The organism is Micromonospora sp. NPDC005305 (genome assembly GCF_040607315.1).
GTDB lineage: Bacteria > Actinomycetota > Actinomycetes > Mycobacteriales > Micromonosporaceae > Micromonospora.
Window position 1 is genome coordinate 211,013 of record NZ_JBEXGL010000004.1, and the last position, 18,150, is coordinate 229,162.

The 18,150-nt window shown below is 69.5% G+C and carries 22 protein-coding genes, 1 tRNA gene and 2 pseudogenes; 19 read left to right on the forward strand and 6 right to left on the reverse strand.

Annotated elements, in window-relative coordinates; genetic code table 11:
• Positions 1-16 precede the first annotated feature (16 nt).
• Positions 17-439: an AraC family transcriptional regulator gene (locus ABZS80_RS09250; RefSeq protein ID WP_355055249.1), complete on the reverse strand. Its 423-nt coding sequence runs from the start codon at positions 437-439 to the stop codon at positions 17-19.
• Positions 436-1,287: a sigma-70 family RNA polymerase sigma factor gene (locus tag ABZS80_RS09255; protein ID WP_355055250.1), complete on the reverse strand. Its 852-nt coding sequence runs from the start codon at positions 1,285-1,287 to the stop codon at positions 436-438. Before ABZS80_RS09255 ends, ABZS80_RS09250 begins: the two co-directional genes overlap by 4 nt.
• Positions 1,288-1,430: 143 nt before the next feature.
• Between ABZS80_RS09255 and ABZS80_RS09260 the strand changes: the two genes are divergently transcribed.
• Positions 1,431-1,895 carry a carboxymuconolactone decarboxylase family protein gene (locus ABZS80_RS09260; protein WP_151463883.1) on the forward strand — a complete coding sequence of 155 codons (465 nt, stop codon included), beginning with the start codon at positions 1,431-1,433 and terminating at the stop codon, positions 1,893-1,895.
• Between the two features lie 64 nt (positions 1,896-1,959).
• Here the strand turns inward: ABZS80_RS09260 and ABZS80_RS09265 are convergent, their stop codons facing one another.
• Positions 1,960-2,439, reverse strand: coding sequence for a TMEM175 family protein (locus tag ABZS80_RS09265; RefSeq protein WP_355055251.1), 480 nt, complete (start codon positions 2,437-2,439; stop codon positions 1,960-1,962).
• A gap of 70 nt (positions 2,440-2,509) precedes the next feature.
• Positions 2,510-3,187 carry an SDR family NAD(P)-dependent oxidoreductase gene (locus ABZS80_RS09270; RefSeq protein ID WP_355055252.1) on the reverse strand — a complete coding sequence of 226 codons (678 nt, stop codon included), beginning with the start codon at positions 3,185-3,187 and terminating at the stop codon, positions 2,510-2,512.
• On the opposite strand from ABZS80_RS09270, the gene ABZS80_RS09275 reads away from it, so the two are divergent.
• The 4 genes from ABZS80_RS09275 to ABZS80_RS09290 all read left to right on the forward strand — a co-directional run bounded on the left by ABZS80_RS09275 (position 3,186) and on the right by ABZS80_RS09290 (position 6,103).
• Complete coding sequence (locus ABZS80_RS09275) at positions 3,186-3,827, forward strand: helix-turn-helix domain-containing protein (RefSeq protein ID WP_355055253.1); 642 nt, start codon at positions 3,186-3,188, stop codon at positions 3,825-3,827. The two genes, ABZS80_RS09270 and ABZS80_RS09275, sit on opposite strands and share 2 nt — an antisense overlap.
• A 283-nt stretch (positions 3,828-4,110) precedes the next feature.
• Complete coding sequence (locus tag ABZS80_RS09280) at positions 4,111-4,605, forward strand: SMI1/KNR4 family protein (protein ID WP_355055254.1); 495 nt, start codon at positions 4,111-4,113, stop codon at positions 4,603-4,605.
• Positions 4,606-4,788: 183 nt separating this feature from the next.
• On the forward strand, positions 4,789-5,001 hold the full coding sequence (locus tag ABZS80_RS09285; RefSeq protein WP_355055255.1) for a hypothetical protein: 213 nt from the start codon (positions 4,789-4,791) through the stop codon (positions 4,999-5,001).
• 346 nt (positions 5,002-5,347) lie between these two features.
• Entirely contained in the window at positions 5,348-6,103 is a 756-nt protein-coding gene (locus ABZS80_RS09290) for a phage Gp37/Gp68 family protein (protein WP_355055256.1), read from the forward strand.
• Here ABZS80_RS09290 and tcmP read toward each other — a convergent pair.
• Entirely contained in the window at positions 6,087-7,214 is a 1,128-nt protein-coding gene (tcmP, locus tag ABZS80_RS09295; protein ID WP_355055257.1) for a three-Cys-motif partner protein TcmP, read from the reverse strand. The two genes, ABZS80_RS09290 and tcmP, sit on opposite strands and share 17 nt — an antisense overlap.
• A 1,159-nt stretch (positions 7,215-8,373) precedes the next feature.
• On the opposite strand from tcmP, the gene ABZS80_RS09300 reads away from it, so the two are divergent.
• The 14 genes and pseudogenes from ABZS80_RS09300 (at position 8,374) to ABZS80_RS09365 (ending at position 17,992) form a co-directional block, all read left to right on the forward strand.
• Positions 8,374-8,859 carry a hypothetical protein gene (locus ABZS80_RS09300; protein WP_355055258.1) on the forward strand — a complete coding sequence of 162 codons (486 nt, stop codon included), beginning with the start codon at positions 8,374-8,376 and terminating at the stop codon, positions 8,857-8,859.
• Between the two features lie 296 nt (positions 8,860-9,155).
• Positions 9,156-9,782: pseudogene (locus tag ABZS80_RS09305) on the forward strand (IS701 family transposase); the annotation flags it as partial.
• Positions 9,783-10,255: 473 nt separating this feature from the next.
• A pseudogene (locus tag ABZS80_RS09310) lies at positions 10,256-11,135 on the forward strand (hypothetical protein).
• Between the two features lie 83 nt (positions 11,136-11,218).
• Positions 11,219-12,091: an FtsK/SpoIIIE domain-containing protein gene (locus tag ABZS80_RS09315; protein WP_355055259.1), complete on the forward strand. Its 873-nt coding sequence runs from the start codon at positions 11,219-11,221 to the stop codon at positions 12,089-12,091.
• Entirely contained in the window at positions 12,088-12,297 is a 210-nt protein-coding gene (locus tag ABZS80_RS09320) for a hypothetical protein (RefSeq protein WP_355055260.1), read from the forward strand. The genes ABZS80_RS09315 and ABZS80_RS09320 overlap by 4 nt, the downstream gene beginning before the upstream one ends.
• A gap of 86 nt (positions 12,298-12,383) precedes the next feature.
• Positions 12,384-12,821 (forward strand): hypothetical protein, encoded by a 438-nt coding sequence (locus ABZS80_RS09325; RefSeq protein ID WP_355055261.1) that lies wholly within the window; start codon positions 12,384-12,386, stop codon positions 12,819-12,821.
• Positions 12,818-13,117, forward strand: coding sequence for a hypothetical protein (locus ABZS80_RS09330; protein ID WP_355055262.1), 300 nt, complete (start codon positions 12,818-12,820; stop codon positions 13,115-13,117). Before ABZS80_RS09325 ends, ABZS80_RS09330 begins: the two co-directional genes overlap by 4 nt.
• The gene (locus ABZS80_RS09335; RefSeq protein ID WP_355055263.1) at positions 13,114-13,461 is read left to right on the forward strand and encodes an RRQRL motif-containing zinc-binding protein; all 348 of its coding nucleotides are present in this window, start codon (positions 13,114-13,116) and stop codon (positions 13,459-13,461) included. The genes ABZS80_RS09330 and ABZS80_RS09335 overlap by 4 nt, the downstream gene beginning before the upstream one ends.
• Positions 13,458-13,754, forward strand: a complete 297-nt coding sequence (locus ABZS80_RS09340) for a hypothetical protein (protein ID WP_355055264.1) — start codon at positions 13,458-13,460, stop codon at positions 13,752-13,754. Before ABZS80_RS09335 ends, ABZS80_RS09340 begins: the two co-directional genes overlap by 4 nt.
• Entirely contained in the window at positions 13,741-14,475 is a 735-nt protein-coding gene (locus tag ABZS80_RS09345; RefSeq protein ID WP_355055265.1) for a hypothetical protein, read from the forward strand. Before ABZS80_RS09340 ends, ABZS80_RS09345 begins: the two co-directional genes overlap by 14 nt.
• Positions 14,472-14,738, forward strand: coding sequence for a hypothetical protein (locus tag ABZS80_RS09350; protein WP_355055266.1), 267 nt, complete (start codon positions 14,472-14,474; stop codon positions 14,736-14,738). Before ABZS80_RS09345 ends, ABZS80_RS09350 begins: the two co-directional genes overlap by 4 nt.
• Complete coding sequence (locus tag ABZS80_RS09355) at positions 14,738-16,522, forward strand: replication initiator (RefSeq protein ID WP_355055267.1); 1,785 nt, start codon at positions 14,738-14,740, stop codon at positions 16,520-16,522. Before ABZS80_RS09350 ends, ABZS80_RS09355 begins: the two co-directional genes overlap by 1 nt.
• Before the next feature lie 61 nt (positions 16,523-16,583).
• Positions 16,584-16,751 carry an excisionase family DNA-binding protein gene (locus ABZS80_RS09360; RefSeq protein ID WP_355055268.1) on the forward strand — a complete coding sequence of 56 codons (168 nt, stop codon included), beginning with the start codon at positions 16,584-16,586 and terminating at the stop codon, positions 16,749-16,751.
• Entirely contained in the window at positions 16,751-17,992 is a 1,242-nt protein-coding gene (locus ABZS80_RS09365; protein WP_355055269.1) for a site-specific integrase, read from the forward strand. Before ABZS80_RS09360 ends, ABZS80_RS09365 begins: the two co-directional genes overlap by 1 nt.
• Before the next feature lie 74 nt (positions 17,993-18,066).
• On the opposite strand, the gene ABZS80_RS09370 is transcribed toward ABZS80_RS09365, so the two are convergent.
• Positions 18,067-18,143: transfer RNA gene (locus tag ABZS80_RS09370), tRNA-Thr, on the reverse strand.
• Positions 18,144-18,150 lie beyond the last annotated feature (7 nt).

Here is an 18,150-nt window from a genome sequence, read left to right on the forward strand (position 1 = left end):
CCCGCTGACCTGCTGCTTATCCAAAAGTGACGGATTGCCGGGCCGCCGCGCTCGGCCGCATCCACGCCTTGGTGAAGCAACTCGGCACGGCCACCGCCGCCGCCCGGCGTCGCCGGTAGGCCGACGGTGACTCACCGACAATGCCGTGGAAGGTCCGGCTGAATGTGCCGAGGCTGCCGAAGCCGACCAGGTGGCAGACCCCGGTGACCGGGTGGTCGGTCTGCACCAGCAGGTACATGGCCCGCTCGACGCGCCGCCGCTGCAGGTAGCGGTGCGGGGTCTCGCCGAACGTGGCCCGGAAGGTGCGGATGAAGTGCGCCGCCGAGACGTGCGCGATCCGGGCCAGCGCCGGCACGTCGAGGGGCTCCGCGTACGCCCGGTCCATGGCGTCCCGGGCGCGCAGCATCGCCCGGTTCGACTCCTCGACGGCCCGGCTCATCCGACCACCAGGTCGAGCGCCCGGAGCTGGCCGGGGTCGGCCACCGACTCGATGCCGATGATCCGGTCGGTGACCGTGAAGGTGACCGCGAGGCGGACCCGGCCGTCCACGACGATCACGGCGCCGGGCAGCCCGTCCACGAACGCCGGGACGGCGGCCTGGGCCCGGCCGTTGAAGAAGGCGGCCACCGCCGAGGAGCCACGCGACTCCGCGGGACCCCCCATCCGCACCGCGGTGGCGTCGCCGCGCATCACCACGTACGGGTCGAGGAGGGTGACCAGGTCGTCGAAGCGACCTTCCCGGGACGCGGTCAGGAACGCCTCGACCACCCGGCGCTGGCGGGCGGGGTCGACGACCGGGTCGGCCGAGCGGGCCTGCACCCGGCGGCGGGCCCGGCTGGCGATCTGCCGCACGGCAGGGATGCTGCGGTCCACCACCGGCGCGATCTCCTCGAAGGAGACGGCGAACATGTCGTGCAGCACGAACACGAGCCGCTCGGTGGGGCCGAGGGTGGTCAGCACGACCTCCAGCGCCCGGCCGACCGACTCGGCGAGCAGCGCCTCCTGCTCCGGGTCCCGCCCGCCGGCCGCCTCCGCCGCCTCGTCGGCGGCCTCCTCGTGCCGGGCGCTGGCCGAGCGCAGCCGGTCCAGGCAGACCCGGCCGACCGTGGTGGTCAGCCAACCGGGCAGGTTGTCGATGGCGTCGGCGTCGGCGCGGCTCAGCCGGAGCCAGGTGTCCTGCACGGCGTCGTCGGCCTCGGCGGCCGAACCGAGCATGCGGTGGGCCACCGCGCGCAGGCGCGGGCGCTGCTCCTCGAAGCTGCGGACCAACAGGTCGGTGTCGCTCACGGCCTCGCCATCCCCCACGGCCGCGGGTGACCGCGGTCACATCTGTCACGCCGCGGGTCCGGACCTCGACAACCGGATGACGGACGACGACAGCGGCCGCGCGGCGAACGCCGGCCAGCCTAACAGGACAGGACGGATGAAAAATGTCTCTCGAGGCTCGCATCCAGAACCCGGCGGCTCTCCTCCCCGACACCGTGAAGGCGGTCAACCTGCTCTACAAGGCCGCGCACTCGGCCGGCGTGCCGGCCACCACGCTGGAGCTGGTCCACCTGCGGGCCAGCCAGATCAACGGGTGCAGCGCCTGCGTGGACTCCGGGGCACGCAACGCCCGGAAGAACGGCGAAACCGAGGAGCGGCTCTTCGCGGTGGCCGTCTGGCGGGAGACGCCGTACTTCACCGACGCCGAGCGGGCCGCGCTCGCCCTGGCCGAGCACGCCACCCGGCTCGCCGACCGGGCCGACGCGGTGCCGGACCCGGTGTGGGACGAGGCGGCCCGGCACTTCGGGGAGGCGGAACTGGCGGCGCTGGTGCTCTGGATCGCCACCACCAACTTCTTCAACCGGATCAACGCCGCCACCCGGCAGCCGGCCCCGCAGAACTGGGGCTGACCGGCGACCGGCCGGGGCGGGGGTGCGCGCACCTCCGCCCCGCCCCGGTTGGCCTGGGGGCGCCTCAGCCTCGCCGGCCGGTCCGGAACCGCTGGAACGGCCCGCTGCGGAGACCTTCGCTGGTGAGGCCGTGATAGATGATCATCACAATGATGCCGAGCAGTCCGAGCAGCGGGTTCACGATCCAGCCGAGCAGGCCGGCCAGTCCGTAGAGGAGGAGGCCGGTGATCGGGCGGGCCTCCTGCGCGTGGACGTGGTCCTGGTCGATGTGGCCGGCGCGCAGCGTCGGATGGCGGCGCAGGTAGGCGAAGAACACCAACCAGGGCGCCGACATCAGCGCCGCCGCGAGCGCGTACATGACGACAGCCACCTCCCTGAGCAGCGCCGCGAGCAGCTCGCCCTGGTGGTATTCGGGCACCCGCAGGTCCAGCACCAGCAGGGTGATGACGATGGCGAAGACACCGTCGCTGAACGCCGCCAGCCGGCCGATGTCGGCCAGGCGAGCGGGGCCTCGTGGCTGAGCCTCCTCGGGACCTGCGGACACTGCCGCACGCTAACAGCGACGGGACCGTGGGCGGGAACGATCACCGAAACGTCCCCGCCCCGGGGCCGGCTCAGCGGGTCTGGTCGGTCGGCCGGATCAGGATCTCGTTGACGGCGACGTGTTCCGGCTGGGTGAGCGCGTACCGGACCGCGCCGGCGACGTCCTCGGCCCGCAGTGTCCGCATGGAATCCGCCAGGTCCCTCGCCGCGGCCCGCATGGCCGGATCGGTGAGGTGACTGGTCAGCTCGGTCGCGACGAATCCGGGCTCGATGACGACGACGCGCACCCCCTGCGCGGTGACCTCCTGCCGCAGCGCCTCCGCGAAGGCGTTGACGCCGAACTTGGTGGCCGCGTAGACGCCGCTCGCGGCCGATGCCGTGCGGCCCGAGGTCGAGGAGATCTGCACCACCGCGCCCTTGGACGCGAGCAGGTGAGGCAGGGCGGCGTGGACCGCGTACATCGATCCCAGCAGGTTGGTCTCGACCATGCGCGTCCACTCCGCGGTGTCCGCCCCGAGGATCGGGCCGCTGAGCATGACGCCCGCGTTGTTGACCAGCACGTCGAGCCTGCCGAAGCGCGCCAGGGTCACGGCGACCGCGTCCTCCACCGACCGGCGGTCGGTGACGTCCAGGTCGAGGGCCAGCATTTCGCCCGGAGCATCCTCCGTGAGGGACCGCAGCCGGTCGACCCGCCGAGCGGCGACGGCAACCCGGGCGCCCGCCTTCGACAGCCGGAGGGAGGGACGCATGAGCGGAACGGCAGCCAGCGCCGGCCAGCGAGCGGACCTGGTGCGCAACCGGCGTCTCCTGCTCGGGGCCGCGACCGCGGCGTTCGCCGAGCGCGGGGTGGAGGTGTCGATGGGCGAGATCGCCCAGCGCGCCGGCCTCGCCAAGGGGACGGTGTTCCGGCACTTCGCCACCAAGGAGGACCTGCTCGCGGCGATCATGCTCCGACTGCTCGACCGGCTCACCAGCACGGCCGAGCGGCTCCTCCAGGCCGGCGACGCCGGGGCGGCGCTCCGCGAGTTCATGACCAGCGGCGTCGAGGCCCTCGCCGCCGACCGCGCGTTCTGCGAGGTGGTCGGCCGCCCATCACTGCAGAATCCCGACGTACGCGAGGCGATCAACCACCTCTGCGAGGTCGCCGAGGCACTCACGGCCCGGGCGCGGGAGCACGGCGCAGTCCGCGACGACGTCACGGGGACGGACATCGTGCTGCTGCTCGGCGGAATCCACCAGACGGCGGCTCCCCTGCTGGCCGCGCAGCCGCAGGCGTGGCGCCGCTACCTCGAACTGGCCCTCGACGGGCTGCACGTGCCGAACGCCGGCGCGCTGCCCGAGGAGGCGCCCCGCCGCCTGTCGCTCGACGGCTCCCCGGAGGCGACCTGACCGGTGGCGCCACGGTCGGCGGTCGCGGCGGTCACCGTCGCGAAATGCCCGATGAAAGTGGAGCCCCCGGCCGGGATCGAACCGGCGACATCTCGCTTACAAGCTCTGTGCGTCGCGTCCGGACGTGTCCGGCAACGGCTGCACGCTCGGAGCCTCGTCCATGCCAGCGCTCGTCAGTGTGCCGCCGTGCGGTGGCGTTGCTGTCAGCGTTGCTGTCGACAGCCCTTCCGCCCGCGGCCCAGGTCGCTCCGCTGAAAGTGAGGTAGGCGACTACGGTCAACCCGTGCTCGATCCCGCAACTGTCTTCGACGATTCCGGTCCGCTGGAGGACCCGCTCACCGACGAGGTTCTGTGGGCGGTGGAGGCACAGCTGGGGCACCAGTTGCCCGCCGCGTACGTCGACCTATGCCGTCAACACAACGGCGGCTCACTCGCCCGAGACGCCCACGCCGCACCAAGCCAAACCTCGTGGGCCAAGGACCATGTCGGCGTTCACACGCTGGCGGCGATCGGTCGAACTTCTCCGTTCAGCCTCTGCGGCGAGCTCGGCAGTGCGTTCTGGGTAGCAGAATGGGGCTATCCCGACATCGGTGTCTACATCGCCGACTGCCCGTCGGCGGGTCACGACATGATCGCCCTCGACTACCGCTCGCCCGGCAAGCCGGCCGTCGTGCACGTCGACCAGGAGTGGAACTACCGGTTCACCGTCCTCGCCCCCGACTTCGAGACCTTCATAGCAGGCCTCATCGACGAATCCGAGTACGACGTCGATGACTAACTCACGCATTACGAGTCAGTGCCCGGGCGCTGGTCCGCCGCCTGGCCCTCCTACCGGGCAGGGCCTTTCCGTCCGCGATCGTCCGCTCATGCTCACTGGTTTGGCTGCTCGCTTGGCTGCTCTCCGGTCTACGACGAACGCGCCCCGCGTTGCCGGAGCTAGGATCGATGGAGGAGGTGCCTCATGCCCTTTTTCGCCGGTGCCGCGCTCCTACTCGCCGGGGTGGCCATCCTGCTGCTGCCCGGCCGGTTCGTCCGAGCCGAACAGGAGCAGTACGCCCCCATCGTCGGGGTGGTCGCCGGCCGCATCCTGACCCGCTTGGTTCTGGCACTGGTCGCGGCCACCCTCGTCGTCTCCGGCGCGGCGTTGATCGCACAGGCCGTCAAATCCGCCTGAGTCTGCGCTAGCGGGACCTGTGCCCCACACTGCCAGGAGCGGGCACGGCGTGGTCATGGTGTTCCCGGGCCGGTGGAGCGGTCCGCTGGGGTCCGCAACCGTCCGGTGGAAGCCACTGCCACCTGGCTAAATGCTGTCACCAGTGGTCGTCGCCGATCGTCAATGATCGGCCTACGACGGCCTGGTGACGGCCTGGCCGAGTCACACCGCGCCCTCCGTCCGTTGGTTCACCGGGGCATGGGCAGCTGCCGCATGCGTCGGCTGCGCGACAAGAAAGATCGTCTGTGCGTCTTTCAATCCGTACGCATGTTCGACAGTATTGACGTAACCAACCCAGGGAGTGGTCATGGCAGATAAGAGCGCCATCGAGTGGACCGAAGCGACCTGGAATCCCACGACAGGTTGCGATCGGATCTCCGCGGGCTGCGACAACTGCTACGCCCTCAGCCTGGCGAAGCGCCTGAAGGCAATGGGGTCTGCGAAGTATCAGAACGACGGCGACCCACGGACCTCTGGACCTGGCTTCGGCGTGACGCTCCACCAGGACGCGCTGACCATCCCCCTACGCTGGCGGGAACCGCGAACAGTGTTCGTCAACTCCATGAGCGACCTGTTCCACGCTCGCGTACCGATCGACTACGTGCGTCAGGTATTTCAGGTCATGGCTGACACCCCACGTCACACGTACCAGGTACTCACGAAGCGGGCATCTCGGTTGGCGCGAATCGCGGACCAGCTCGACTGGCCACCCAACGTGTGGATGGGCGTCAGTGTGGAGACGGAGCAGGAACTGCCGAGGGTTGATCACCTCCGCACGGTCCCAGCAGCGGTTCGATTCATCTCCGCAGAACCACTGCTCGGCCCACTCGACGGTGTAGACCTCACCGACATCCACTGGCTGATTGCAGGCGGCGAGTCCGGTCAGGGCGCCCGCCCCGTAGACCCCGCCTGGATCCGGGGCCTACGGGACGAGTGCGTCAAGGCTGGAACGGCCTTCTTCTTCAAGCAGTGGGGCGGGAGGACGCCGAAGGCAGGTGGCCGACTGCTGGATGGCCAGACGTGGGGTGAGATGCCGTCGAGGGCACTTACGCCGGCTCTATGAGTGCCTGGAACAGCTTGCTCTTGCCCTTGGGACTGGTCTTGGTGACATCCGGGTAGAGCCGACTCCACGCTCTGCGTAGGTGGGTCTGGCGGGCCTGTCCGGCGGCTTCTCCATAGACCTCGCTGTACCGCTTGCTGATTACGAAGGGTTTACCCTCGGCCAGCAGTCGACGTAGGTTTGCCTCGATCTCGTTGGCCCAGCCGTCCTCTAGCGCCTGCTCACTCGCCTTGAACGCCGCCTCGTCTGCGAAGAGGGTGCCGGCGTTCTCGATGTCGTACACAGCCTTACGCCACTGTCCGAGACCGAGGGACAGAGCTTCGGCGAATTCGCTGAATCCGTCACGGTGGCGAGTGAGAAAAACCAGGTAGTAGACGGGCATATGGCGAGCACGGTTACGGACCGGGGTCACCCACCAACTGCAGCGTTGATTGGCAGCTAGCCGGCGTGTGTACTCGACGACCACGGCCATCTCGGCGCGCTCCTTATCGTCCCCGTGATCGAGCCAGACCTTCTGCCACCAGTCCCCACCGCATGCGGCATCCATCCGGGCGAGGGTCGCCGGTTTTCCGGCGTTCTCCTTGGTGCTTGTGAGAAGCCCAGCTACCCGCCGCACACCAACGGCGCTGAAGTTGATGAGCAACTCGGTAGCCGGTGGGTGGTCCGGCCGCTGGGCGAAGACTTGCGCCGTCTTCGCGAACGGAATCATGACTCCGAACGGGTCGAGGTAGACGAGCGCAGGAATGCCCTTTACCAGGGTCAACAGCTCGTCTAGGTGATCTTCAATGCTGCCGGCGAAGACGCGCATCGGCAAACCTTCGCCCTCTGCTGCTACAACCTGCCGAAGCTTGGCCAGTGACTCCGGGTCGCTCTCGACGAAGTAGCCCTCCAGCTTCCGGTTGATCGGCTGGAGCTCGCGCGCCTTCCGCAGCAGCAGGGCAGGAGAGGCTTCCTCGCCGTTGTCATACCGTCCCTCCCCCGCATACCCGTCGATGACGGCCACTCGGTGGTCAGGGGAGTACAGGCCGGTCTTCCCCACGAAGGGACTGACGTACTTGTCGATGATGGAGTGCTTCAGGATTGCCGCTGGCTTCTTGCCGTCAAAGAACCCCACGTGTCCCCCACCTGACTTCCTTCGCTGGCGATCTGACCTATAGTGAGCAATCGATGCCGTTCCGTCATTATGATCTATCCGTCAGATCCGAGACACCCTCCAGCTGCGAGATATGTGTCAGGTGGACGACAGCCGCGCTCCGAAGCAATCTCGTCTGCATGTCAATCTGGCCTTGACGCGAGACGGGCAGCAACGCGCCCCCGCGTGAGCAACGAGGCCGAGGCGGGGATGCGGCGCGAGCATCACGGGCAGGCCCCCGCCTGCCGGCAACGCCGGCCCGAGGGGTCGCAGAGGCTCCGGGGTCAAGGGCGGCCCGTTGGGCCGTCGCGCAGCGACGCGAAGCGCCCTTGAGGCCGGAGGGGCGGCCCCGCATCCTTCGCGCCGCATCCCCACCACGGCCGGCGGTGACCCGCCCTTCGGCGCGGCGGTGCGACGGCCGCCGCGCCCGGCCGGCTGCCGGCCCCGACCCTCAACCACTTTCGGCGCTCCCGCCTGCGGCGGCCCTCCGGGCTTCCCGCTTTCCGCGCCAGCCGCCGGGCATCAGGCGTGACGGCCGCAGAGCGACAGCGGCAGCGGTCGGCGCGCGCCCAGGCGGCGGCGCGTGCGGCCCGTTCAGGGCCGCCTTGAAGACGTACAGAAACTTTGAACAACTCGCGGGCGGCCGGCCGGTCGTACACGTGTTCGATTAGGCTGCTGCGGGTGGAAGTACGCGGTCGGTGGTGGAACGGCGCTGGGGGTCGCATGGCCAGGCGCGACATCTGGCTGTTCACCGACGGCCGGCACTGGCGAGTCCGTGGCCGCCTCGGTGGCGACGAAGGACGAGAGGTCACCCACTACTTCCCGGATGAATGACCGCTTCATCGACTTCTACCGCGACACCCTCGCCGAGCACCTCCGTGCCATCGGCTGAGCGTCGCTGCAAACCTCCTCGTGCAGTTGCGCGGGCAGCAGCAACGGGTCAATTGGACCAATCGGTCCCAGCTCGATCGACGTCGGCCTTGCCCGGTGTGGCGTGAAATCGCCTTCATTGCGCCGACCTGGCCAGCCCGAACGCCCGTGTCTCCGGTCCAGAGCCACAGGGCGCTTGCGACTGCCGGACGGTAGGACGGGTATGCGTTGGCACTGACAAGAGGGCGGACCGCCGACGAAGGGAGTAGCGGTGATCGGCACCGTGCAAATACTTGCCATCGGCTACAAGCAGTCAAGACTTCCCAAAGCGATCGAGCAGCAAGTCAGCCTCCTTAAATCAAGTCCTGCGGTTCGGCTGATCGACGTCTACGCCATCGCCAAGGGAAAGAACCGGGTCCTTACAGAGCATGGAATCGAAGCGTTCGGCAAGTTCGACGGCGAAGCCATCAGGCAATTGCTGAGATCGTCGGGAGCCGCGCGGGTCATCAGTTCATACACGGTGGACTCCTCCGGGTTCCTAGTTCAGGGAACCCCAATTCCCGACCTCAAGGAAAGCATCCCTCCCGGCACCAACGCAGTCATCCTTCTCATCGAGCACCTATGGGCGCGTCCGCTTGAGGACGCGATGCGCAATGGTGACGCCTTTCCGCTGGCGGGAGGTTGGGCCGGCCGTGATGCGCTGAGCGACGCTGGCCTCGGGATCAACGAACCCGATGTTTTCACGCCTGAAAGCTGATGCCGGTCATCCAGCTGCCGGTGCTGCTGGCCGCGACCTGACCGCACGAAATAGACAAATGGTACGCCTCTGCTGGGTTCCCATGCGTCGAAGGTCGGCGTCGACTCACCCCGGTCCGCCTCCGCTTGCTTCCTAATACTCCAACGTCACTTGGCTTCGGCGTTGGGCGGTGGCGCGGGCATGAAGACGGCCACCGCGTTGATCATCGATGGTTTGTGAGGACAACCGAAGATCGTGCGGTGGCCGCGTGCCACAGCGTAGACCTTGACCGGTGGCGGGTCATCCTGGACGAGGCGGTGACGCGTGTCGCTGACCGGTTCGTGCGGGCAGAGCCACGCCGGAGCGCCGGGCAGTTCGTGGAGGGGCTGCTATCGGGTCTGGAACGTAAGACCTGCTGGTCCCTTGCGGAGCGGGCGGGTCACGGTGATCCGCAGGCGATGCAGCGGCTGCTGCGTACGGCGGTGTGGGACGCCGACGCCGTCCGCGATGACGTGCGTTCCTGGCTGGTCGAGCAGCTCGGCCATCCTGACGCGGTGCTGGCCACCGACGAGACCGGGTTCCTGAAGAAGGGCGTGTGCTCGGTCGGGGTGCAGCGGCAGTACAGCGGCACCGCCGGTCGGTTCGAGAACAGCCAGGTCGGGGTGTTCCTGGCCTACGTGTCACCTGCGGGGCGGGCGATGATCGACCGCCGGCTCTACCTACCCGAGGCGACGTGGTGCGAGCGGCCCGAGCGTCTCGTCGCCGCTGGCGTGCCGGACGACGTCGAGTTCGCGACGAAGCCGGCCCTGGCCCGGCAGATGATCGCTGCCGCGTTGGACGCCGGTGTCCCGGCGGGGTGGGTGACCGGCGACGAGGTCTACGGCGCCGACCCCAGCCTGCGCGGCGACCTCGAGCAGCGTCAGATCGGCTACGTCCTGGCCGTCGGCTGCGACCGACGCGAGACGGGCGGTGAGGTCATCACCATCACCACGGCGGGTGAGAAGCCGGGTGTGATGGTGGGGCAGCTCATCGAGGTCGAGCAGTTGGAGGCCATTCCGTGGGCGACCAACGGGCGCAACGGCGTCGCGTTCCGTGCGATCTCGCTGAAGCCGAAGGCTGGTTCGGCGGCCAAGTAGTCCTTCGCACAGCGTGCTGTGTGAAGCCTGCGGTGTCCTCCGCCAAAGCGGCCTGATGGTCCGCTGACCTGACAAGCAACGGTCCGGGAGTGGTTCCGACTCCTACGCTCCCGGCCCGGTCACCGCCTGCGGCGGTGGCATCCCCGCAAGAGCTGGCGCGGGGTCGGTCCGACTCCTACATCTGCCGACCCCGTGCCCTCCAACTCATCCACCCTCACAAGGGAGGACTCGTCGTGTCCAAGTCTAGCCCCCGCCGCCCCTTCGGGCGGAACACCGGAACGGTGACGGTCATCGAGGCCAAGGTCCACCGTTCCTCGGCACGTAATGCCCGGCTGGCGTTCATCCTCACGGCGGTCATCGTCGGCCTGCTCTCGGCCGTGGTGGCCGCTTCCTACATGCACCCCATCCTCGCCCTGTTCCTGGGCGCGCTCATCGGCGTCCCGCTCGGCGGCCTCGCCTGGGTCCTGGTCCGGATCTGGCCGGTCCTGCGAGTGCTGTGGTGGTGGACCCCGGAAGTCGGGATCACCACTTTCCTCGGTGCTGGCTGGGTCCAGCTCGCCAACCACACCTCGGGTCCGGTGACCCTGCTTGTGGTCGCCCTGGTCGTCGGCGTCCCGGCCGCCCTGCCGGCCTCCCGCCGCGCCCTGGTCGCCTGGACCTGGTGCCTCGTCGTGCGGCACCGCCTGCGCGTGTGCTTCGCGCAGTTCATCATCGCCAACCAGTCCGGCAGCCTGCCGCTCATCCTGTGGGCCAAGCCCACCCCCGTCGGTGAGCGGGTCTGGGTCTACCTGCGCCCCGGCCTGTCCCTGGCCGACCTGGAGGGCCGTCTCGACCGCATCGCGGTCGCCTGCCACGCCTCCACCGCCCTGATCGAGCGGGCATCCGACGGCAACGCCGCCTACCTGCGCTTCGACATCAAGCGCCGCGAGGTGCTTACCGCCCAGGTGGGCTCCCCGCTCGTCGACGTCATCGACCCGGCAACCACGCCGGCCGCCACCGACCGGCCTACGCCGGCCGTACCGACGGCCCTGGACCTGCCCGACGTCGACGTCCCGACCATCACCCTGCCGGCCCAGAAGAAGCCGCCGGCCACCGCCAACGGCAGCAAGCCCGCGGCTACGTCCTCCACCCCCTGAGGACGACGTCTCCGACTGGATCTGACCCCACCCAACCTCGGTCGCGGAGAGCCCTGCGGGCTCGTTCGTGTGGCTCTCCGCGCCCACCAACGCCCAAGGAGGGCACCCATGAACACCGCTACCGCCCCGGACACCGGCATACCGGTGGGGCCTGGCCTGTCGATGTTCGACCCCATCTTCGTCGGCATCGACGAGTTCGGTCACCCCGTCTACATCACCCTCGCCTACCGCAACCTCCTCGCCGGCGGCGAACCCGGCGGAGGCAAGAGCGGCCTGCTCAACACCATCGCCGCCCACGCCGCCCTCTCCGTCGACTCCCGGCTCGTGCTGCTGGACGGCAAGCTCGTCGAACTCGGCCAGTGGGAGGACTGCGCCGACGCCTTCATCGGCCCCGACATCACCGCCGCCCTCGACGTTCTCAAGCGCCTCCAACTGGTGATGAACAACCGCTACGCCTGGCTGCGCGCCCACGGGCGCCGCAAAGTCACCGCCGCCGACGGCCTCTCGATCATCACCGTCCTCGTCGACGAAATCGCCTTCTACTCCGCCACCGTCGGCAGCAAGCAGGAGCAGGAAGAGTTCGTCGCGCTCCTGCGCGACCTGGTCGCCCGGGGCCGTGCCGCCGGCATCCCGGTCGTCGCCGCGACCCAGCGGCCGTCCTTTGACATCATCCCCACCTTCCTGCGGGACCTGTTCGGCTACCGCGCCGCCTTCCGCTGCACCACACCCAACAGCTCGAACATCGTCCTCGGCCACGGTTGGGCCGAGCAGGGCTACACCGCCACCGACATCTCCCCGTCGAATCAGGGCGCGGCCTACCTCATCGCCGAAGGCGGCACCCCCCAACGCATCAAGGTCGCCTACCTCTCCGACAGCCAGATCGCCGGCATCGCCGACTACGCCGCCTGGATCCGCCGACCCCGCCCGTTACCGGCCCTCGTCCCCGACCTCACCCGCGTCGACCTGGGGATGGCGGCATGACCACCCGGGAGCGCACCTACACCCGCGCCAACCAGCAGCGGGCCGCGCAGTACGCCGAAATCTGGATCATCGCCCAACCGGCGGAGATCGCCGCCATGGTCCAGGTCGCCTCCGCCAGCGGCCGACTCGTCTACGTCGGCCCGCCTCAGCTCATGGGCGGCGACGACACCCGCCACCGCCGCTACCTGCGGCTGCGCACCCGATAGCCGGCCGACAGGACCAGGTCACCGCCTGCCAGCAGAGCTGGTCCTGCCGACCTCCCACCAAGCCCTTCTGAAAGGACGTGGCTGCCATGAAGGCTACCCAGAAACCGCCCACCACCGCGCCGGTCACCCCTGCCGACCTGCTGCGGATGGCTGCCCTCTACCTGCGCCGGCACGGCTGGCACCAGGGCACCTACTACGCCCCCACCGACACGCCCACCCCGCCGGCCTGCGCCGTCGGGGCCATCGGCATGGCCTGCGCCGGACACCCGGTCAACCACTTCGCCGACCTCAACCCGGACGACCAGACCACCTACCTCGACGCCATCGCCGTCCTCGTCGACTACCTCGACGACCACTACCCCATCCACCTGTTCGACGACGACGGCTACTGCATCGACGAACACACCTCCCCCTACTCCTGGAACGACGACCCGCTCTGCACCGCAGAGCACATCACCACCGCCCTAGAAGGCGCAGCGAAGGAGTGGGACCGCCTCCACACCACCGGAGGCGAGAACCGATGAGCACCGTCAAGCACACCTTGACGCACATCCCGCGATCCCGCCGCCGCCGTGAGGTCGTCGAGAACGACCAGTTCGCGGCCTTCGCTCGGCGCATCATCCGCGCCCACGGCCGCCGCGTCGCCACCGGAGACGTCGAAGCCCTCCGCGACCTGGTCGCCCTGTCCACCAACCTCGACAACGCCATCGGCGAAGCCGTCATCGGCCTGCGCGCCTTCGGCTACTCCTGGGCCGAAATCGGTGCCCGGCTCGGCATCTCCCGCCAGGCCGCCCAGCAGCGCTGGGGAGGCCAGGCATGACCACCACCGCCTACCCGGCCAGCACCGCCGAACAGTTCCCCACCTACCCCTATCGGCTGGCTCCAGGCGGCCTCGCCACGCGCCGGCAACTGCGCGCCGCCGGCCTCCGACCGGGAGGGCATGACCCGGTCGCGCAGATCCTCTGGCGTCGCGGCAAGCGCGTCGCCTACCTCTACCGCCTCGACCTCGCCGCACCCAAACGCACGGCCACGCCCGCCCAGCGGGAGGCCATCGCCAAAGCCCTACGCGCCCGGCGCACCTGCCGCCACTGCGGCGTCGTGCGCCCCTACTACATCCCCCGCCGTACCGGCTCCTGCCTCGACTGCACTGGAGGTGCCCGATGACCACCGCCATCACCAACCTCGCCGCCCAGGAGCGGATGACCCCGGACGACTACGTCATCACCGTCATCGCCCGTGACTTCGCCGGCCGTGGCGAGCTGTCCTTCGAACGGTTCCTGTCCGGCTACTACGCCGAAGCCCTGCGCATCATCCACGAAGCCCACCTCACCCAGTGCACCGCCGCCGACGGCGACAACTGCGCCACCTGCGACGGCATCCGCGTCGGCCTCGCCGGCCTCATCGCCGAGGAACGCGCCGTCACCGCCGGGGAGGTGACCAGCAATGGCCACCACTGACCGCGCCACCGGCACCCGCGTCGAGGGTGTCGTCCTGGTCCTCATCCTCCTTGTCGTCGCCGGCTTCGCCGGGGCCGCCTCGTTCACCCACGTCAAGGACTGGACCCTCGCCAACTCTCCGACCGGCACCGGGCAGTGGTTCGGCTGGGCCAACGCCGTCATCTCCGAACTCGTCCCCATCGCCTCCCTCCTGACGATCCGCCGACGCCGCCGGGCCGGCGCTCCGATCGGCTACCCGCTGTTCCTGCTCATCGCCGCCGCCGGCCTCTCCCTCTCCGCGCAACTCGCGGTCGCCAAGCCCGGCCCGTCCGGGTGGCTCCTGTCCGCTGTTCCGGCGCTGGCGTTCATGGCCCTGGTGAAGCTCGTCCTCGCCCCCGCCCCCATGCGGGAGGACACCACTCCGCCGGCTGAGCCGGCAGAACCCCTTCGGGTCCAGGTGGCCGAGCAGGTCACCGAGCCGGCACCGCCGGCTGCCATCACCCCGGCCCCGGAACCGACCCCGGCCACCCCGCCGGCTGTCGAGCCGGAGCCCGTCACCGTGCCGGCCCCGGAGCCGGTCGACGTCCCTACCCACCTGCTGCCCATGGCCCGCTTCGCGGCCGTGCAGCACGAACAAGCCACCGGCACACCCATCACGCCCGCCGAGCTGGCCAACCGGCTCGACGTTGCCCCGGCCGTTGCCGGGCAGCTCCTCACCACCATCGGCGGTGGTGCCCGATGACCATCTACCTCGTCGACGTCGAGCAGGTCATCCACACCTGCCCTGGCGAACCTGAGCCGCACCCGTACGACATCCGCCGAACCGTCGTCGACGTCATCCCCGGCGGCCCCTGCCGGGCACCGGTCACCATCCGCTGCGGCGGACAGACCATCCAGGTTCCCTGCCATCGGCACGAGCCGGCCAAGCGCCAGTGCGGCGCCTGCCGGGTCATCGTCACCGAACGCACCATCACCAACCACCACCAGACCGGGGTGGCGGCTTGATGGCCTCGACGCTGGACCTCACCCCCCGCGCTTCGGCCCGGGGGGTGGGCTCGAACGCCGACACCATCACGCCCGTCTACGGCTACACCGCCGCCGGCTCCGCCTTCGAACGCGCCACCCGCCCCGACTACTTCGGCTGGCTCGAACACGTCCGATCCGCCGCCGGCTGCACCCGACCCATCCGGCTCGCCGGGCAGCTCCTCACCGTCGACGCCTCGACGGGCCGGGTCCTAGAGCAGCGTCACACCGACGCCATGCCCGACGCGGCGATCTACACCGCCTGCGGCAACCGCCGCGCCACCGTCTGCCCCTCCTGCGCCCAGACCTACCAACGCGACGCCTTCCAACTCCTGCGCGCCGGTCTCGTCGGCGGCAAAGGCGTCCCCGAAACAGTCGCCGCTCATCCAGCGGTGTTCCCGACATTCACCGCCCCGTCGTTCGGGCCGGTCCACGCCCGGGTGATCAAGCGACATACCTGCGCCAACCGCCGCCGCTGCGACTGCCGCGCCGAACCATGCCACGCCCGCCGCGACGTCGGCGTCTGCCCCCACGGCCGGCCCGCCGTCTGCTGGGCACGCCACGAAACCGGAGACGCCGTCCTCGGGCGGCCGTTGTGCCTGGACTGCTACGACCACGACCACCAGGTCGTGTGGAACCTGTTCTCCGGCGAGCTGTGGCACCGCACCAAGCAAGCCGCGGAACGCTGGCTGGCCACGCTCGCCCGCCGACGCGGCATCCCCCGCGTCGAGATCGTCACCGCCTCCGGCAAGACGCGCAAGGTCGCACCGGTCCGGCTGTCACCCGGCAAGGTCGCTGAACTGCAAGCGCGGGGAGCGGTGCACTTCCACGCCATCGCCCGGCTCGACGGCGTCGACGGCCTGGACCCCGACGCCGTCGTCCCTCCCCCGGCTGGGTTCACCGTTGACGACCTGGTCGACGCGTTCCGGCACGCCGCCGCGCAGATCGCTTTCCACACCCCGCCGCACCCCGACCGACCCGAGGGGTGGCTCATCGGCTGGGGCGAGCAGCTCGACATCCGGCCCATCACCACCGGAGTTGCCGGGGACGTCACCGACGGCATGGTCGCCGGTTACCTTGCCAAGTACGCCACCAAGAGCACCGAGGCCACCGGGCACACCTCCACCCGCCTCACCGGCGACACCATCGACGACTACGCAGACCCCGACGGCGACCACACCGCCCGCCTCATCGACGCCTGCTGGCGCATCGGCCGACCCACTGCAATCCCGGCCTCGCTGTCCGAGCGGCCCCGGGAGCTCCGACCCCGGCCCGGGTTCGTTGACCGCTGGGAATGCCCCGACTGCGGCACCCACACCCGATACGCCGCCTGCCCCGTCTGCGTCGCCCACCGTCAAGCCAGCCTTGACACCGAACCGACGAAACCAGCGACGACCAACCCATACGCCCGACTGCGCCGCTGGGCGCACATGCTCGGCTACGGCGGCCACTTCCTCACCAAAGGCCGCCGCTACTCCGTCACCTTCCAACTCCTGCGCGACACCCGCATCGCGTACCGGCGGCACGAGGACCACGCCCACGAGCACCCCGCCGCCGGCGGCCCACCGGTCGACCCCGTCAACGAGGACACCACGCTCATCGTCGGCACCCTCACCTTCGCCGGCACCGGCTGGCACACCACCGGAGACGCCCTCCTCGCCAACACCGCCGCCGCCATGGCCAGAGAGCGACGAACCACCGGCCGCGAAGAACTCGCCCACGAACTCGCGACCACCCCGGCCAGCATCACGCCGGCTGCCGCTTGACCCCGGTCCCGTCACACGAGGAAGGCCAACCGTTGAACAACCCTCTGCGATCACTCCTCGCGTGCTGCGCGTCGAGGAAGCCGCCCGAGCGCTCGGCATCGGCCGCTCGCTCACCTATCACCTGATCCGCTCTGGCCGGCTGCGCTCCTTCAAGGTCGGCAGCCGCCGTCTCATCCCCGCCTCGGCCATCGACGAGGCGATCGCCACGCTCACGGAAGAAGCCGCCTGATGACCAAGCAAGCCAAGCCCCGCCAGTCCACCGCCCGCCGGAACCCCAACGGCGAAGGCTCCATCTACCAGCGCGCCAGTGATGGCCGCTGGGTCGGACAGGCATACGTCCTCACCACGGACGGCACTCGTAAGCGCAGGTTCGTCTACGGAGCCACCTGGGATGAAGCCCACGCCAAGCTCACCGAGCTCAAATCACGATCCCAACGCGGCATACCCGTGCCCGACCGGGCCTGGAAGCTGGCCGATTACCTGCCCTACTGGCTGTCCGCCTACGTCACTGACCTCAAGCCCACCACCGCGCGGGGGTACGAGAGCGCCGTACGTCTGCACTTGATCCCCGCACTCGGCACCAAGCGCCTCGATGGCTTGCAGGTACAGCACGTCAAGGCGTTCATGGACGACTTCCGGCGCAAGTGCCTCTGCTGCACCAACGGCCTCGACAAGATCCGTCCTGCTAGCCGACGGTGCTGCTCCGTTGGCCGCTGCTGCCAGAGCTACCCCAGCGCGCGACAGATTCAGTTCGTGCATGCGGTGCTGCGCAACGCGCTCCAACACGCCATGCGCGAGGAGCTGGTGTCCCGCAACGTCGCCAAGCTCGTCCGGGTTCCCTCGCCTCGCTACAAGGTCGGTAAGGGCCTGTCTGTCGACCAGGTGCGCAAGATCCTCGCCGCCTCTGCTGGTCACCGGCTCCACGCGCTCTACGTCGTGGCCGCCACGATGGGCCTCCGGCGCGGTGAGCTGGTCGGGCTCCGCTGGTCGGACGTCGACCTGGACGAAGGCACCCTGCGGGTTCAGCAGACCGTCCAGCGGGTGGCGGGACAGCTCCACGTCCTGGACGCCAAGACCGAGGACTCAGAGGCAGTGTTGCCGCTGCCCGAGGTCACCTGGCTCGCTCTGCTTGAGCACCAGGAGCGCCAGCAGGCCGAACGGGCTGCGCTCGCCGAGGTCTGGGAGGACCACGGTCTAGTCTTCCCCTCCGAGCGGGGCACCCCGTTGGAGCCGACCAACCTCAGCCGCTCGTTCGCTCGGCTTCGGGAGACCGCCGGTCTGCCCGGTGTCCGCCTGCACGACCTGCGACACACGGTCGTGTCGCTGCTGATGGAGCTGGGCGTCCCGCCGCACGTCGTCCAGGCCATCGCCCGGCACGCGGACGTGAAAATGACGCTCAAGGTCTACGCTCACGCCAACCTTGACGCGATGCGCCAGGCACTCGGCAAGCTCGACGGGCGGCTGTCATGAACCGCGTTGTCTGTCAGCGTTGCTGTCATCGGGCCGTCTCACGGCGGCAACCGCCGAGAAATGCCTGATGAAATTGGAGCCCCCGGCCGGGATCGAACCGGCGACATCTCGCTTACAAGGCGAGTGCTCTGGCCAGCTGAGCTACAGGGGCGCGTGGT

Coding starts and splice junctions, on each gene's coding strand:
- ABZS80_RS09340 (WP_355055264.1), top strand. CDS start 13,458: ATGACCACCGCCATCACCAACCTCGCCGCCCAGGAGCGGATGACCCCG.
- ABZS80_RS09365 (WP_355055269.1), top strand. CDS start 16,751: ATGACCAAGCAAGCCAAGCCCCGCCAGTCCACCGCCCGCCGGAACCCC.
- ABZS80_RS09270 (WP_355055252.1), bottom strand. CDS start 3,187: ATGCGTCCCTCCCTCCGGCTGTCGAAGGCGGGCGCCCGGGTTGCCGTC.
- ABZS80_RS09330 (WP_355055262.1), top strand. CDS start 12,818: ATGAGCACCGTCAAGCACACCTTGACGCACATCCCGCGATCCCGCCGC.
- ABZS80_RS09285 (WP_355055255.1), top strand. CDS start 4,789: ATGCCCTTTTTCGCCGGTGCCGCGCTCCTACTCGCCGGGGTGGCCATC.
- ABZS80_RS09250 (WP_355055249.1), bottom strand. CDS start 439: ATGAGCCGGGCCGTCGAGGAGTCGAACCGGGCGATGCTGCGCGCCCGG.
- ABZS80_RS09350 (WP_355055266.1), top strand. CDS start 14,472: ATGACCATCTACCTCGTCGACGTCGAGCAGGTCATCCACACCTGCCCT.
- ABZS80_RS09290 (WP_355055256.1), top strand. CDS start 5,348: ATGGCAGATAAGAGCGCCATCGAGTGGACCGAAGCGACCTGGAATCCC.
- ABZS80_RS09275 (WP_355055253.1), top strand. CDS start 3,186: ATGAGCGGAACGGCAGCCAGCGCCGGCCAGCGAGCGGACCTGGTGCGC.
- ABZS80_RS09335 (WP_355055263.1), top strand. CDS start 13,114: ATGACCACCACCGCCTACCCGGCCAGCACCGCCGAACAGTTCCCCACC.
- ABZS80_RS09315 (WP_355055259.1), top strand. CDS start 11,219: ATGAACACCGCTACCGCCCCGGACACCGGCATACCGGTGGGGCCTGGC.
- ABZS80_RS09260 (WP_151463883.1), top strand. CDS start 1,431: ATGTCTCTCGAGGCTCGCATCCAGAACCCGGCGGCTCTCCTCCCCGAC.
- ABZS80_RS09345 (WP_355055265.1), top strand. CDS start 13,741: ATGGCCACCACTGACCGCGCCACCGGCACCCGCGTCGAGGGTGTCGTC.
- ABZS80_RS09325 (WP_355055261.1), top strand. CDS start 12,384: ATGAAGGCTACCCAGAAACCGCCCACCACCGCGCCGGTCACCCCTGCC.
- ABZS80_RS09355 (WP_355055267.1), top strand. CDS start 14,738: ATGGCCTCGACGCTGGACCTCACCCCCCGCGCTTCGGCCCGGGGGGTG.
- ABZS80_RS09320 (WP_355055260.1), top strand. CDS start 12,088: ATGACCACCCGGGAGCGCACCTACACCCGCGCCAACCAGCAGCGGGCC.